The sequence below is a fragment of the Collinsella sp. LCP19S3_B7 genome (assembly GCF_052121795.1).
GTDB lineage: Bacteria > Actinomycetota > Coriobacteriia > Coriobacteriales > Coriobacteriaceae > Collinsella.
The window spans coordinates 1-15,081 of record NZ_JBQKDO010000026.1 but is presented as its reverse complement, the minus strand read 5'-3'; the positions used below and the strand labels follow the sequence as shown (position 1 = coordinate 15,081).

Sequence of the window (15,081 nt, the reverse complement as noted above, 5' to 3'; positions counted from 1 at the left end):
CTTCAACTCCGAGCGGGCAAGCGACGCGCTCGGTGGCGCGACACCGGACGACTACCGGTCGTCGCTGGGGATGGCCGCGATTTAGCGGTCCAGGAAATCGTCCGCAGTCCCAGCTCGAAACGGGATATGGTTTCCCAAATGAGCCTGTTCCGGAAACCGCATCCCAGAATAGGCGCTCAAACTGGGATGATATTTCCCCAGCGAATCCCGCGAAGAGCTACAGGTAGTCATTGGGGACGTTCTTAAATGACTAGTCGTATAAGAACGTCGCAGGCGACTAGTTGCCTTTGTGGAAAAGGCCTTTGATAACGGAGGGGATGCTCTTGGCGCCCTTGGCCGTCACATCGATAAAGTCGGGCGAACGCACAAGCTTATCCTCGTCGACGTACTTGCGAACTGCACGAAGCGTCTCTTTGTCGTCGCGCGTCGAAAACGTAAAGTGGCCGTTATCCTTGGTAAAGATAGCAAAACGCGTGATCTTCTTAGTGCCGCGCAAAACCTCGGCGGCAATATAGTCGACCTCGTCCCACGGAATTTGAATAAAATCCTCGGGATTGCGCTCGTTGTAATACTCGAACGCCTTATTGCCCACCATCACGTTACCGTGGCTGGTAAGGCCCATCAGGCAGGTTGCCGGTGTTGCCAGATCGACCGTGCTGTTCTGAGATTGCGCCATGCGCGCCTCGCCCTCCAAATAAAACAATCGGACCGCATCCAGTGTACCCACCGGGTGCGGTCCGTTTCAATGGCTCAAAAGCCCTTGCCTAGCAACTCTCGGTCTTAAGCCGAAGCGCGATTACATGAAGCCGCAAACACGACCGATGATACCGACGGCGAAGAGAGCCAGGATGATGACGATCGGGCTGACCTTCTTCTTGAGCAGCTTGCAGACGAACAGCGTCAGGCACACGGCAGCAAGGCCGGGGATGAGCTGATCGAGGTTAGCCTGAAGCGTGGTGACCTTCACCTGATCAAGGGCGGTAGCACCGACGGAGTTGTACATCGTCAGCGCTTCCTTGATGCCCTCGGCACCGGAAGGCAGGTTAGCCCAGTCAATGAAGGCGCCGGCAGACTGCGTGACCTTGGAGACGACCGGGGTGAAGGAGATGGACACCCAGCGCTCGACCAGGGCGCCGATGATGAACATACCCAGGATGGAAGCACCCTCGGTGACCTTGCCCATCAGACCGCCGGAGAGGTCCTTGGCGATGGAGGAGCCGACCTTATAGCCAAACTCCTGCGTGTACCACAGGAAGGCGTAACGGATGATGTTCCACGCGAAGAAGAACAGCAGCGGACCGGCGATGCTGCCGGACAGGGCCAGGGAAGCGCCCAGAGCGCCCAGGATCGGGCGAAGGGTGAACCAGAAGGCGGGGTCGCCGACGCCGGCGAGCGGGCCCATCATACCGACCTTGACGCCCTGAATGGCGACGTCATCGATCGGTGCACCGTTGGCGCGCTCCTCCTCGAGAGCGAGGGTAACGCCAATGACGGGGGCGGAAACATAGGGATGGGTGTTATAGAACTCCAGGTGGCGCTTAAGCGCGGAAATCTGGTCGTCCTTGCTGGTGTAGAGCTTCTTGATCGCAGGGATCATTGCGAAGCACCAGCCGCCATTCTGCATACGCTCGTAGTTCCACGAGCCCTGAAGGAACTGATGACGGAAGCAAACCTTCTTACGGTCAGCCTTGGTGAGCTGAATCTTGTTCTCTGCCATATGTATCACTCCCCTCCTACTCGTAATCGTTCAGAATGTCGCCGAGCGGGTCACCGGAGCCACCGCCCATGCCGCCACCCTGCTTGGCCAGATCCTTGAGGCCAAGGTAGATGAGGGCAAGGGAGATGCCGATGAGACCAAGAGCGATCAGCGTGAGCTGAGGGATGGCAGCAAGGACAAAGCCGAGGATGAAGAACGGCCAGGTCTCCTTGGTGGCCATCATGTTGATGACCATGGCGTAACCGACGGAAGCGACCATGCCGCCGCCGACAGCCATGCCGCCGGACAGCCAGTCGGGCATAGCGTTAAGCGCGTTGGTAACTGCCTCGGCCGGGATGATGCACAGAAGTACTGCCGGGATGGCGATACGAAGGCCCTGCATGAGGATGGCGGCGTACTGCCAGCGCTCGATGCCGGAGAAGTCGCCCTTCTCGGCGCAACCGTCCATGGCGTGAGCGATAGCGGTAGCCAGGGTACGGCAGATCATGGTCAGGAACAGACCAGCGACCGACAGCGGGACGGCGACGGCGATGGCGGCGGTAACGGCCTTGGCCGAATCGGTGGCGCCACCGTTGAGGGCGAGCACCATGATAATCGAAGAAGCGACCGAGGCCAGAGCGGCGTCAGGCGCGACGGCGGCGCCGACGTTAGCCCAGCCAAGGGCCATCATCTGGAGCGAACCGCCCAGGAGGATGCCCTCCTGAAGGTGACCGGTTACGAGACCGATAAGCGTGCATGCCACGAGCGGCTGATGGAACTGGAACTCATCCAGAATGCCTTCCATACCGGCAAGCAACGCGACAATCGCAACAAGCAGAATAGTGATTGCAGACATGTATCGGACCCTCCTTTACTATGCTTGAGCGGCCAGTTCGGCCTTAGCTTTCTTCAACATGGCGTCGAGATCCTCGGAGGAATCCGAAGGAACCTTGCGGACCTCGAACTTGACGCCCTTGGCCTTGAGGGCCTCGAGAGTCTTAACGTCGTCATCGCCCATAGCGACGGCGTTGGTGACGACGACCTTGCCCTTGGAGTGAGCCATGGAACCGATGTTGACTTCCTTGATGTCGACGCCGGCCTCGATAGCCTTGAGCAGATCCTGCGGGTTCTCAAAGAGCAGCATGGCCTTGGTGTCACCAAAGCGCGTGTCCTTGACAACCTCGGCCATCTTCTTGATGGGCACGACGTTGGCATGGACTCCCGGAGGGGCAGCCTGCTCGATCATGGTCTTGCGGAGCTCGTCGTGAGCAACGCCGTCGGAAACCACGATGATGCGGTTGGGGTTGATCTGCTTGGTCCACGTGGTGGCCACCTGACCATGCAGCAGACGGGTGTCGATACGGACGTGGGCGATCTTGATGTGCCCATCGCCGATGACCGTTCCCGGAGGGATGGCGCCTGCAGGAGCAGCGGCGGCCGTGGCCGGCTTCTTCTCCTCGGGCTCCAGAGACTCGGGCTTGACGCGCACGCCAGCCTTAGCCTCAGTCACGAGATGTTTTGCGATCGCATGTGCAGTGTTCTTTGCGTCAAAGCGCTGCGAATATGCCTCGATGAGCATAGGCAGGTTGACACCGGTGACGATAGCCCAGGAATCGTGGCCCTCGATGAGACCGCTGATCTGGTTGAACGGCGTGCCGCCCCACAGATCGACGAGGAAGAGCACCTGCTCCTGGTCCTCGAAGGAAGCGATTGCTTCCTCGACCTTGGCACGGAAGTCGTCGGGGCCCATGCTCGGCTCGAGCGAGACCACGGCCACAGACGGCTGATCGCCAAAGACCATCGAGCCCGTCTGCTTGATTCCGGCTGCCAAGTCCCCGTGGCTAGCAAGAACAATACTTACCATCACATAACCTCCTCTTTGTCTACGTATTTCCTACACGACATGAAAGGAGTATACCTGTTCGTCCTGTAAAATTATAGAGAAAAAAGCGAATGATTGGATAATTTGTTTAAACGTCTAGGTTTGTTACAAGTTGATTACGTTACTGCTTTTTGACGGATTACACGCCAAGGCATCACTTATCAAGCCATTCATTTTACAGATACAAGCAGACTGTTCATTAATATCGATTTTAGGCAAGCGCAAATGCGCTTGTACTGCCGCTCTTTTGTTTAAACAGACATGACTTGACTAACCGAAGCATATATCTTTAGAACTCTATCCCATGTAGCCATTGGATGTTAGGCGATGTGGAGAGGGTTGGCGGCGTCGACGGCGTCGGAGGGGTCATCGGGAACAGTGTCTGCCGGGTCCTCGTCGGGGGTCTCAATCTGCTTGATCATGACCTCCTGGCCCTGCAGCAGGTATGTCTCGCCGCCACCGCAATGGGGGCAGATCTTGCCATGCTCGACCGTCGCATAGTCGCGGCCGCACGCCTCGCAATGCGTCACGGCCTCGACAGGCTCCACAATAAGCTCCGTGCCCTCGGTGATAGGCTTTTTATCTGCCGCCCAGCGCCAAGCGTCGAGCAGCAAGTCGGGAACGACGCCCGAGACCTCGCCCAGCAGCAGCGTGACGCTCGAAACGCGACTCACGCCATTGGCGCGCGCCACGTTCTCGACATCGCGAATAATGTGATAGACGATTCCCAATTCATGCAAGGTAGAAACCTTTCAGCAACGGTTGATGCGATGTCAGCCAAACGTCAGCGAGCGGCGATCCAGGTGCCCCAGGTTGCCCCGAAACAAGGCGTCCGCTGGGCTTTTGCCCGCGGCGCCGCAGTTGAGGGGCAAGATGGGGTATCTGGGCGCCGCGCAGCGTCGGCAGTGCCGCCGTTCGTTAGAACGGCGGAACCTCATTACTTCTTCCCGAATTTGATCTTGATGGCACGCTTGAGCGCGTACTTGCCCAAGCTGGGGAGCTTTTGCTCGTATTTGACCATCGTGGAGCACTCGGGGCGGTCGCGATTCAGATGGATGGCGTCGAACGCACACTTGGTAGTGCACAGACCGCAGCCGATACACTTGTTGGGGTCGACGATCGAGGCACCGCAACCCAGGCAGCGGGCGGTCTCGGCGCGTACCTGCTCCTCGGTAAAGGTCTCGACGTACTCGCTAAACGGCGCGGCCTTCTCGCGCTCGCGGTCCACGTGGGCAACCTCGCGGCTCGCGTTGTCATAGCTCTCGATCACGACATCGTCGCGATCGAGCGCGATGTAGCGGCGCTGGTTGCGGCCGATGGTGAGCGTGGAGCCCGGTTGCACAAAGCGGTGGATGGACACGGCGGCCTCGTGACCGGCAGCGATGGCGTTGATGGCAAAGCTCGGACCGGTGTAGACGTCGCCGCCCACAAAGATGTCGGGCTCGGCGGTCTGGTAGGTCTGAGGATCGGCAAGGGCACCCTGGCCGCGGCCAAGCTCCACCTTGGAGCCAGCCAGCAGGTCGCCCCACACGATGGACTGACCGATCGACATGACCACGCGGTCGGCGTCGACACGACGCAGGTCGTTCTCGTCGTACTCGGGCGCAAAACGGCCCTCGTCGTCAAAGACACGCGTGCAGCGCTTGAAGGTGATACCGCACACACGACCGGCCTCGTCCAGATGGACCTCCTTGGGGCCCCAGCCGCAGCTGATGTGGGCGCCGTCCTCAACGGCCTCGCGACGCTCCTCCTCGCTGGCGGGCATTTGGGCCTCGCTCTCCAGGCAGAATATCTCAACGTGCTCGGAACCCAGACGGCAGGCGTTGCGCGCGACGTCGATAGCCACGTTGCCGCCGCCCACCACGATGGTGCGGCCGGACAGCGCGTCGATCTTGCCACTGTTGACCTTGCGCAAAAAGTCGACGGCCACGGTCACGTCCTCGGCATCCTCGCCCGGAATACCGGCGAGGCGGCCGCCCTGGCAGCCAATGGCAACATAAAAGGCCTTAAAGCCCTGCTCGCGCAGCTCGTCGAGCGTCACATCGCGACCGACCTCCACGCCATAGCGGAACTCGGCGCCCATCAGGCGAATGACCTCGACCTCGGCCTCGATAACATCCTTCTGCAGCTTAAAGCTGGGAATGCCATAGGTGAGCATGCCGCCCGGGCGCTCATTCTTCTCGAACACGACGGGCTTGTAGCCCTTCTCGGCCAGGTAGAAAGCGCAGGACAGGCCGGCCGGACCGGCACCGATGATGGCGATCTTCTGGTCGAAGCCGCCGGCGCGCGTCGGGGTCACCACAGGTGGGACATAGCGGGTCGCGGCATCCAGATCGCGCTGGGCGATAAACTTCTTGACCTCGTCGATGGCCACGGCCTCGTCCACGCGACCGCGGGTGCAGGCATCCTCGCAGCGGCGATTGCACACACGGCCGCAGATAGCGGGCAGCGGGTTCTCGCGCTTGATGAGCGCTAGCGCCTCGTCATAGCGGCCCTGCGCCGCGAGCTTCAGATAGCCCTGAACGGCAATGTGCGCGGGGCAGGCCGTCTTGCAGGGCGCGGTGCCGGAATCGTGTGTCTCGATGCGGTTGTCGTTGCGGTAGTTGGGCGACCACTTGGTGTGGTCCCACTTGGTGGCATCGGGCAGCTCCTGGCGCGGATACTCGGGCACCTGTCCGCCGGCCTTTTTGCTGCAGAGCTTCTGGCCGAGCTTGACGGCACCAGCCGGGCACACCTCAACGCAGCGACCGCAGGCTACGCACTTGTCCTTCTCGACCTTGGCGACATAGGCCGAGCGCGACAGGTTGGGCGTGTTGAACAGCTGCGAGGTGCGCAGGGCGTAGCACACGTTGACGTTGCAGTTGCAGATGGCGAAGATCTTGTTCTCGCCGTCGATATTGGTGATCTGGTGCACAAAGCCGTTGTCCTCGGCCTGGCGCAAGATGTCATAGACCTCCTCACGCGTCACATAATGGCCGCGGTCGGTCTCAACCACATAGTCGGCCATATCGCCCACGGCAATGCACCAGTCGGCGGGGTCGTCGGCACAGCCCTCGCCCATCACACGACGGCTCGCGCGGCAGCTGCAGGTGCTGGCGGCATATTTGCCCTCGTATTTGTCGAGCCAATGCTCGATATGCTCGATCGGCACCGAGGTGCTCGAAGCATCGATAGCCTTCTCGACCGGAATGACGTGCATGCCGATGCCGGCGCCTCCGGGCGGCACCATCGGCGTGGCTTTGGACAGCGGCCCCTTGGACGCCTGCTCAAAGAACTTGGCATAGACCGGATGCTCCTCGAGCTGGCCCACGCGCATGTTGAGGAACTCGGCGGAACCCGGCACCAGCATGGGCAGTACCCACTGCTTGGCGCGCTCGGGATTTTCCCAGTTGTACTCGAGCAGACCCGTGTAGCTCATGTCGTCGAGCATCTTCTCGATCTGGGCCTCGGGCATGCCGGTGAGCTTGACCATCTCGGGCAGCGTATAGGGACGGCGCATCTTCATCTTGCAGAGCACTTCGGCCTGCTCGTCGGTTGCGGCCTCGGCAAACGACCAGTACTCGTAGCCCAGCAGCTCGTCGCGATGCAGCAGACGGTTGGTGCAATGCTCGCACAGCTTGACAATGGCCTCGCGCGGATGCTCCGGCAGCGGCGGCACGAACTCCGAACCGATGTCGGGCTCGGTGTAGCTAATTCCCGGTCCGTTGAGAATCATGGTTGTCCCTTCTCTTGCCGCAGCCCGACGAGGCCGCAGCGCCCCTCTTTTTTGCAGGCCGGGCATGCCCCCATGCCGTTCACCCGCCATTGTTGACATTATGTCAAAAATAGTATTGACGAACCGTCAACAATATTCAAGACTATTAGGCGAACGGTCGGGCCCAAACGGATGAAAGGCGGCAAGCGCATGAGCGATAACGCAGCGAGCACCCCTGTGGCCGACGCCGTCCCCACGCCCGACAGCGCGGCAAAGCGCCTGACAGGTGACGAGCGCCGTCGCGAGATTCTCGCCGCCGTGCGCGCCGTGAGCTCCGAGCTGGGCGTGTCCCATCTATCCGTCTCGGCCGTGACCAAGCGAGCCGGCTGCACGCGCTCGCTGTTCTACCACTACTTCGTCGACATGGACGCCGCCGTCACCGCCGTCATGGACGAGGCAATCGACGGTTTTATCTCCGAGCTCGAGCAGTGGAATGCCAGCCGCATCGTCGGTGATATCGAGGGCGCACTCGACACCGTCGCCCCGCTCTTTAAGCGCCTGGTTGTGAGCGGCCACGAGCTGCCGAGCACGCTCACCTCGAGCAGCGGCGCGCTCTACGGCGGCTTTCTGCACAACGTGGTCCAGCGCGTGGCGCAATACATCTGCGACACCACCGTGGTGGACTTTGTCGCCCATCATGACCTGCGCATCGACCATGTCTACGAGACGTTTTACACCCTCATCATGGGGCTGTTGATGTACATCCGCACGCACCCCGATGTGCCCGACGAGACGGTTAAGGAGATTATCGCCTCGACACTCCACATCGAGGGCTACACCGCCAAGTATTCCGAGCGCAAGCCCAGGAACTGATGACATTTGGCCAAACTGCCCGCGACGGAAGAGGGGCCGCGGGCGTATGAAAGGAGAGCAGCATGCTGTTCGATGTTTGGGGTAGCGATACCCTTATCCACTGGGCCGGCTGGGCGATAGTCTTTATCGGCTTGATTGTACTCAACGAGGTCGGCCGCCGTACCAAGCTCGGCGCGGCCATCATCTTTGGCGTGGCTCCGCTGGCCATGACCATCTACTGCATCGCCATCGCCGTCGGCGTTTCGCAGGGTGCCGAGTGGGCGCTCACCAACCCCACCCATGTATACCAGAACAGCTGGTTCCATTACGCCAAGGTATACGCGGCGCTGGCCGGCTGCTGGGGCTTCATTGCCATTAAGTACCAGTGGGGCAAGATCGGCAAGGCGCATTGGTTCCGCGCATGGCCGTTTGTGATCGTCGCCATCAACATCTTGATCGCCGTCGTGTCCGACTTTGAGAGCGCCTATCACTTCTTTGTCCTGGGCGAGTCCACCTGGGTCACCTCCGAAGGTGCTACGCAGCTGGCCGGCTGGAACAACGTGTTCAACGGCATCGCCGGTATCATCAACATCTTCTGCATGACCGGTTGGTGGAGCGTCTACGCCTCCGAGGACAAGACCGACATGCTGTGGCCCGACATGACCTGGGTCTACATCATCGCCTACGACATCTGGAACTTCTGCTACACCTACAACTGCCTGCCCACCCACTCCTGGTTCTGCGGCTTTGCGCTGCTGCTGGCGCCCACCGTCGCCGCCTTTATCTGGAACAAGGGCGGCTGGATCCAGAACCGCGCCTTTACGCTGGCCATTTGGTGCATGTTTGCCCAGGTGTTCCCCTACTTCCAGGAGGAGTCCATCTTTGTGACGCACTCCACGCTCGACCCCGGCGCCGCCACCGCGGTCTCGATCGTCGCACTGGTCGCCAACATCGCCGCGATCATCTACGTCGCCTACCGTGCCAAGAAGCTCGGCCGCAACCCCTACAAGCAGGATGTCTTTGAGGGCACCAGCGATTGGGAGAAGGCCACTGCCCGTCGCGCCAAGGTTGATTACGCGCACGCCGAGTAACGCGCCTGACGCAAACATCGCTTGAGCACGAAGCGGCATAGCCGGCTCCGCGCAACTCAACGCACTGCAGAGCCCCCGAAACGTGATTCGTTCGCGTTCCGGGGGCCTTTTGCTGCCGCGAGGATGCGGCTGAACGATACGCTCGGGTTAAATCGGATCTTATATTTCGCATGCGCTTTATATGGCTCCATTTTTGGGTACAGTGTTGAGCCGATATTGCATTGGGGGATATATGAGCGATGAGACACGTGGCCGCGAGGATGCGGCCCAGGATGCGGAAGCATGTGCCGAGGCCCTGGAGAGCCTTGACCGGATTGCGCTAGACGAGCTCTCGTTGAGCGATTTGGCCGTCGACGCGCAGGACGAGGTGCGCGAAGGCACTGAGGACGAAGGCAGCGACGCCAAAGACGCTTCTGACGAGGCCGAAGCCGAAGCCGAAGCCGAAGAGGACGATAGCAAGGACGACGTCCAGTCGGAATCCGCCTCGGGAGAAGAGACCGCCCTGCTTGGCAGCTTGCCTGCCGATGACTCGCTCACCCGCGAGCTTCCTGGTCTGGGTTCTGCGCCGGCCGTCGACGAGACCATCGCCATGGGCGATATTCCCCTGCCGTCCGTTCCCTCGGCACGCGAAGCCAAGGCTCGCCATCACAAGATGTCGCCCAAGCGACGCAATTTGATGGTTGCCGGCGTCGTTGCCGCCGCGCTCGTTGCCGGCGGCGCGGGCTATGCCGCTTGGAACGGATACCAACAAGAACAGGCCGCCGTCGCTGCCGTCAACGCCCACACCATGATGTCGGTGCAGATTGGCGTACATGCCGCAGGGCTCGACTGTTCCACCGGCTCCAAGATTCCCGTGCAGGTGAGCGGGCAAGACTCTGACGGCTCCTCCGTGAGCGAAACGCTCTACGTTGACGAGCACGGTCGCGGTATTAAGCTGCTGCCTGGCGACTATACGCTCTCCATCGCTGGGTCCCCCATCGCAGCCGACGGCACCATTTACACCGTGCCGACCACCAAGGCGCAGGTTAGCGTAAAGAGCGACGGGCAGGACCTGAGCGCTCAGGTATCCTTTAAGCTTAAGGTACCTTCGGCAGACACGGTGACCGACGACCAAATCGATGCCGCGGCCAAGTACGCCGAGGAGGGCGGCGCGAGCTCTGCCGCGGTCGCAAAGGTGCTCCAGCAGGCGGCAACCGCGCGCCGTGACGCCGCCGTCAATGCCATGAGTTCCCGCGAGGCGCAGGCGGCCCGCGACGCCGATGCTCGGCATAAGGCAACGAACCTGTATCAGCTCGATATTCCCGTTGAGTGGTACGGCAAAGTCGCGACTTGGCAAAACGGCAATACGCTGTGCATCTATCTTGCCAGCGACAGCAATACACCGATCGTGACGCTTGTCGCAGTGCGCGACGGCGAGAGCTTTACGCCCGATAAGGGCGATACGGTTTTAGGTGCGGCAAGCCTTGGCAACGGCTACACGGTCTACGCCAGCGGCCCCGTCTATCCGTATGTGGTGCCCCAGACCATCAACGGGCGCACACAAGACCCCGTGTCGACCTACCCCATGGACACGGCCATCGATCTTGTCGAGCTTACAACCGGCAACCGCTATACCTATAGCCAGATCAAGAACGTACTGGTCGGCAAAGACGGCAAGGCAGACGCCGCGACCAAACTCGAGACCGACTACCTCGCCCAGATTCTGATGCCAAGCATCAAGGCCCAAGACTAGCCGGCCGCAGCGAGGGTAGCTAATTTGGGACGGGGCTTTTTTAGCTGCCCCGGCTGGTAATGTGCTGGTTTAGTCGATTAACGGTCGGGGCAGCTAAAAAAGCCCCGTCCCAAATTAGCTATCCTGCAGGAGTTAGCGCCACGGATCGGCTTCGAACATCGGCTCGCGCTCGGGGCGGCGATCGCTGTAGGGATCGTAGCCATCGTCGTCCTCGTTCTCGGCACGGATGTAGGGGTCGCGCGGCTTGGGTGCCGGCTTAGACGCAGGCTTGGGTGCGGCGGGCGCTGACTCAGGCGCCGGTGCGTTCGTCTCGTTCTCGTCTTTCATCTGCATAGCTCCTTGCCATGTACTCATGTTCAGCACCATCGATTGTCGCACGAAAAAGGGCGGCGGACCCAATTGGATCCGCCGCCCTTGGCGTTTGGCTCAAAAAGTAGATTTTAAGGCATGGCCCAACAATCTACTCGGCGTCGGGCACCTCGTAGGTGGCAGACGGCGTGTTATCGCACACGACGGTAAAGGCACCGTCCTTGTCGACGTCAACCGTCACCTGATCGCCCTCGCGCACCGTACCGTCGATGATAGCGGCGGCGATGGCGTCCACGACCTCGCGCTGCACCAGACGCTTGAGCGGACGGGCACCAAAGACCGGGTCCAGACCGCCCACGGCGAGCATCTGCTTGGCCGCCGGGGTGATGGCAAGCGTCATGCGCTCCTTGGCCAGACGTGCGCGGACGTCGGCGAGCTGAATATCGACGATCTTTTCGATCTGCGCCATGCCGAGCGGATGGAACACCACGATATCGTCGATACGGTTGAGGAACTCGGGACGGAAAGTCTGAGCCATGGCCGCGTCAACCTGATGGCGCATCTCCTCCTCGTCCTTGCCCGAAAGATCGGCGATAGCCTTGGAGCCCACGTTGGACGTCATGATGATGATCGTGTTCTTGAAGGACACCTGACGACCCTGACCGTCGGTCAGACGGCCGTCGTCAAGCACCTGCAACAGCACGTTGAAGACATCTGGATGGGCCTTCTCCATCTCGTCGAGCAAGATCACGGAGTACGGGCGACGGCGCACGGCCTCGGTGAGCTGCCCGCCCTCGTCGTAGCCCACGTATCCCGGGGGCGCACCGATCAGACGCTGAACGCTGAACTTCTCCATGTACTCGGACATGTCGATACGCACGAGCGCGCGCTCGTCATCGAACAGGCACTCGGCCAGCGCCTTGGCGAGTTCGGTCTTGCCCACACCGGTGGGGCCCAGGAAGAAGAAGCTGCCGATGGGCTTGTCCGGATCGGAGAGGCCCGCACGGCTGCGGCGCACGGCCGCGGCGACGGCGGAGACGGCCTCATCCTGGCCGATGACGCGCTTATGCAGCTCGCCTTCCAAGCCCTTCAGCTTGTCGAGCTCACCCTGCATCATCTTGGAGACGGGCACACCGGTCCAGGCGCTCACGACCTCGGCGATCTCGTCGGAGGTCACCTGCTCGTTGAGGCCTTCACCGTCCTGCTGTTTTTGTGCCTCGAGCGCGGCCTCGGAATCCTGAATCTGCTGCTGCAGACCCGGAATCACGGAGTAACGCAGCTCGGACGCACGGCCCAAGTCTCCGTTGCGCGTCGCACGTTCCTCTTCGCTCTTGGCCTCATCGAGCTGGCCCTTGAGCTCCTGCACATGGTCGATGGCGTTCTTTTGGTTGAGCCAACCGGCCTTTTGCACGTTGAGCTTTTCCTGGACCTCGGCGATTTCCTGGCGCAGGGTCTCCAGACGCTCCTTGGAGGCGTCGTCGGTCTCCTTCATGAGCGCCTGCTCCTCGATCTGCAGCTGGGTGAGCTGACGCGTGGTGGCGTCGATCTCGACCGGCATGCTGTCGAGCTCCATGCGCAGGCGGCTTGCCGCCTCATCGACCAGGTCGATGGCCTTGTCGGGCAGGAAGCGGTCGGCGATGTAGCGATCGGAGAGGTCGGCGGCGGCCACGAGCGCGCTATCGGTAATGTGCACGCCGTGGAAGATCTCGTACTTCTCCTTGAGGCCACGCAGAATCGAGATGGTGTCCTCGACGGTAGGCTCGCTCACCATAACGGTCTGGAAACGACGGGCGAGCGCCGCGTCCTTCTCGATGTACTTGCGGTATTCGTCGAGCGTGGTCGCGCCGATCGCGTGCAGGTCGCCGCGGGCGAGCGCCGGTTTGAGGATGTTGCCGGCGTCCATGGAGCCCTCGGTGGCACCCGCGCCCACAATGGTGTGGAGCTCATCGATGAACAGGATGACCTTGCCTTCGGACTTCTGTACTTCCTTGAGCACGGCCTTCAAGCGGTCCTCGAACTCGCCACGGTACTTGGCACCGGCGACCAGCGCGCTCATGTCGAGCTCGATGAGGTCGCGGTCGCGCAGCGTGCTCGGCACGTCGCCGGCCACGATACGCTGGGCGATGCCCTCGACAATGGCCGTTTTACCGACACCCGGCTCACCGATGAGCACAGGATTGTTCTTGGTGCGACGGGACAGGACCTGGATAGTACGACGGATCTCGTCGGTACGGCCGATAACCGGATCGAGCTTGCCGGCACGGGCCAGGTCGCAGATGTTGCGGCCGTACTGCTCCAGTGCCTCAAACTGGGTCTTGTCCTCGGCGGACGTCACGCGGTCATCGCCACGCAGCTCCTCGTAGACCTGCTCGATACGCTCCTTGGTAACGCCGGCGTCGCGCAGCACGCGGCCCGCCTCACCTTTGTCCTCGGCAAGCGCCATCAGCAGATGCTCGGTCACTACAAAGCTGTCGCCCATCTTGGTGGCCTTTTTCTCGGCCTTCTCGATGACACGGACGAGCTCGTTGGACAGGCCCATCTGCTGGCCCTCGCCCGAAACCTTGGGTGCGCGGTCGATGGCATCTTGCGTGGAGTGTGCAAGCTGGGCTGGGTCGGCGCCGATGCGCTCGATAATCACGGAGATATTGCGCTCGCCGGCACCGAGCAGGGCGGACAGCAGGTGAATCGGCTCCACCGCGCCGGCCTGTGCGTCGGCAGCCGTGCTCATGGCGGTCTGCAACGCCTCGCGCGACGTCATTGCTAGCTTATCGATTCTCATGGAATCACCTCTCTTGGGGCGGCCGCCCTACGGGGCGGCTTCACGTTGTCCGAGAAGTATTGTTGCCAGCTTTGTACGATCTTATACACAAATCTAAGTCTCTATATATAAGATTTTCTGAGTGATTAAGAGATAGGGAGCAGGCACGCTCACCCGCTGCGGCCTCGTCCCCTTACTATCTCAATCTGTAACATCTAGCGGCTGTTTATGGCTCCAGATGTTACAAATCAAGATGAAATGACCAGCGGCAACCGTTTGTCTCAATCTATAACATCTACTCGGTAAATTAGGGTCTAACTGTTACAGCTCAAGACGAACAGAAGACACCCGAATCGAAAATCTAAATCTGTAACACCAGGCCCACTTTTAGCGGCCAAGATGTTACAGGTCGAGACAAACGGGACCGCCACAAAGGTGCCTGTGAACTGCCTCCCATTTCTTGGACATCGGGAAATGGGAGGTTTTCCATGAGTATAGACCTCAGGGTGAAGCACGACCTGGAGTCCAGGAGGCGGGCCGTCGAGCTCTTCGACGCCGGCGTCGGCTGCAAGCCGGCGGCCGAGGCCCTGTCCGTCCCCCGCGAGACCGTGAGAGAATGGCAGTGGGTATACCGGGCGTTCGGAAGCGAGGCGCTGCTGTCCATGGGCGGGAAACAATCCAGGTACACATTCGAGCAGAGGGTCGCCGCGGCGTCGGCCGTGGTCGACGGCGGGATGGCGAAGACCGACGCCATGGCCGAGTTCGGGATCAGGTCGAAGTCCCCGCTGGAGCGCTGGTGCAGGCTCTACCGCGAGGGCGGCGCCGAGGCGCTGCGGCCCGGGCCGAAGGGCAGGCCGAGGGGGTCGAGGTCGAAACCCCGGGCCCGCACCCGCGAGCAGGAGCTCGAGGAGCGCTGCCGCAGGCTCGAGGCCGAGGTCGCCTACCTAAAAAAATTGTGTTTAGGGCAATCTGATTGTTGCTAGTGCGGCACCCATTCTTTTCATCTACGGAAACGAAAAATTTCAGAAAAGGCAAAGGCATGCCGACCAGCTAGGCCTACCGTTGCA

The 15,081-nt window shown here is 61.0% G+C and carries 12 protein-coding genes; 4 read left to right on the top strand and 8 right to left on the bottom strand.

From position 1 onward, the window contains the following. Positions 1 to 277 precede the first annotated feature (277 nt). The 6 genes from ACTQW0_RS08275 to ACTQW0_RS08250 form a co-directional block, all read right to left on the bottom strand. Positions 278 to 676, bottom strand: a complete 399-nt coding sequence (locus ACTQW0_RS08275; RefSeq protein WP_427719318.1) for a DUF956 family protein — start codon at positions 674 to 676, stop codon at positions 278 to 280. A 120-nt stretch (positions 677 to 796) separates the two neighbouring features. Continuing rightward, positions 797 to 1,717 (bottom strand): PTS system mannose/fructose/sorbose family transporter subunit IID, encoded by a 921-nt coding sequence (locus ACTQW0_RS08270; protein ID WP_154518429.1) that lies wholly within the window; start codon positions 1,715 to 1,717, stop codon positions 797 to 799. Positions 1,718 to 1,733: 16 nt separating this feature from the next. Further along, positions 1,734 to 2,552 (bottom strand): PTS mannose/fructose/sorbose transporter subunit IIC, encoded by an 819-nt coding sequence (locus ACTQW0_RS08265; protein ID WP_055285302.1) that lies wholly within the window; start codon positions 2,550 to 2,552, stop codon positions 1,734 to 1,736. 18 nt (positions 2,553 to 2,570) lie between these two features. After that, positions 2,571 to 3,560, bottom strand: coding sequence for a PTS sugar transporter subunit IIB (locus tag ACTQW0_RS08260; protein ID WP_154518426.1), 990 nt, complete (start codon positions 3,558 to 3,560; stop codon positions 2,571 to 2,573). Between the two features lie 338 nt (positions 3,561 to 3,898). Further along, entirely contained in the window at positions 3,899 to 4,318 is a 420-nt protein-coding gene (locus ACTQW0_RS08255; RefSeq protein ID WP_441567738.1) for a hydrogenase maturation nickel metallochaperone HypA/HybF, read from the bottom strand. A 197-nt stretch (positions 4,319 to 4,515) separates the two neighbouring features. Further along, the gene (locus ACTQW0_RS08250; protein ID WP_441567736.1) at positions 4,516 to 7,293 is read right to left on the bottom strand and encodes an FAD-dependent oxidoreductase; all 2,778 of its coding nucleotides are present in this window, start codon (positions 7,291 to 7,293) and stop codon (positions 4,516 to 4,518) included. Between the two features lie 189 nt (positions 7,294 to 7,482). Here ACTQW0_RS08250 and ACTQW0_RS08245 point away from each other — a divergent pair, with 189 nt between their 5' ends. From ACTQW0_RS08245 to ACTQW0_RS08235, 3 genes are all read left to right on the top strand, one after another. Next, on the top strand, positions 7,483 to 8,145 hold the full coding sequence (locus ACTQW0_RS08245; RefSeq protein WP_427727359.1) for a TetR/AcrR family transcriptional regulator: 663 nt from the start codon (positions 7,483 to 7,485) through the stop codon (positions 8,143 to 8,145). A 62-nt stretch (positions 8,146 to 8,207) separates the two neighbouring features. Continuing rightward, on the top strand, positions 8,208 to 9,215 hold the full coding sequence (locus tag ACTQW0_RS08240; protein ID WP_441567734.1) for a DUF5692 family protein: 1,008 nt from the start codon (positions 8,208 to 8,210) through the stop codon (positions 9,213 to 9,215). A 232-nt stretch (positions 9,216 to 9,447) separates the two neighbouring features. After that, entirely contained in the window at positions 9,448 to 10,947 is a 1,500-nt protein-coding gene (locus ACTQW0_RS08235; protein ID WP_441567732.1) for a hypothetical protein, read from the top strand. Positions 10,948 to 11,079: 132 nt separating this feature from the next. On the opposite strand, the gene ACTQW0_RS08230 is transcribed toward ACTQW0_RS08235, so the two are convergent. Together ACTQW0_RS08230 and clpB are read right to left on the bottom strand one after the other, a co-directional pair. Next, positions 11,080 to 11,274 (bottom strand): hypothetical protein, encoded by a 195-nt coding sequence (locus ACTQW0_RS08230; RefSeq protein ID WP_441567730.1) that lies wholly within the window; start codon positions 11,272 to 11,274, stop codon positions 11,080 to 11,082. Between the two features lie 133 nt (positions 11,275 to 11,407). After that, positions 11,408 to 14,035, bottom strand: coding sequence for an ATP-dependent chaperone ClpB (gene clpB / locus ACTQW0_RS08225; protein ID WP_154518122.1), 2,628 nt, complete (start codon positions 14,033 to 14,035; stop codon positions 11,408 to 11,410). A 467-nt stretch (positions 14,036 to 14,502) separates the two neighbouring features. Between clpB and ACTQW0_RS08220 the strand changes: the two genes are divergently transcribed. Continuing rightward, on the top strand, positions 14,503 to 14,997 hold the full coding sequence (locus tag ACTQW0_RS08220) for a transposase (RefSeq protein ID WP_441567728.1): 495 nt from the start codon (positions 14,503 to 14,505) through the stop codon (positions 14,995 to 14,997). Positions 14,998 to 15,081: the final 84 nt, after the last annotated feature.

Coding starts and splice junctions, on each gene's coding strand:
- ACTQW0_RS08275 (WP_427719318.1), bottom strand. CDS start 676: ATGGCGCAATCTCAGAACAGCACGGTCGATCTGGCAACACCGGCAACC.
- ACTQW0_RS08270 (WP_154518429.1), bottom strand. CDS start 1,717: ATGGCAGAGAACAAGATTCAGCTCACCAAGGCTGACCGTAAGAAGGTT.
- ACTQW0_RS08265 (WP_055285302.1), bottom strand. CDS start 2,552: ATGTCTGCAATCACTATTCTGCTTGTTGCGATTGTCGCGTTGCTTGCC.
- ACTQW0_RS08260 (WP_154518426.1), bottom strand. CDS start 3,560: ATGGTAAGTATTGTTCTTGCTAGCCACGGGGACTTGGCAGCCGGAATC.
- ACTQW0_RS08250 (WP_441567736.1), bottom strand. CDS start 7,293: ATGATTCTCAACGGACCGGGAATTAGCTACACCGAGCCCGACATCGGT.
- ACTQW0_RS08245 (WP_427727359.1), top strand. CDS start 7,483: ATGAGCGATAACGCAGCGAGCACCCCTGTGGCCGACGCCGTCCCCACG.
- ACTQW0_RS08240 (WP_441567734.1), top strand. CDS start 8,208: ATGCTGTTCGATGTTTGGGGTAGCGATACCCTTATCCACTGGGCCGGC.
- ACTQW0_RS08235 (WP_441567732.1), top strand. CDS start 9,448: ATGAGCGATGAGACACGTGGCCGCGAGGATGCGGCCCAGGATGCGGAA.
- ACTQW0_RS08230 (WP_441567730.1), bottom strand. CDS start 11,274: ATGAAAGACGAGAACGAGACGAACGCACCGGCGCCTGAGTCAGCGCCC.
- clpB (WP_154518122.1), bottom strand. CDS start 14,035: ATGAGAATCGATAAGCTAGCAATGACGTCGCGCGAGGCGTTGCAGACC.
- ACTQW0_RS08220 (WP_441567728.1), top strand. CDS start 14,503: ATGAGTATAGACCTCAGGGTGAAGCACGACCTGGAGTCCAGGAGGCGG.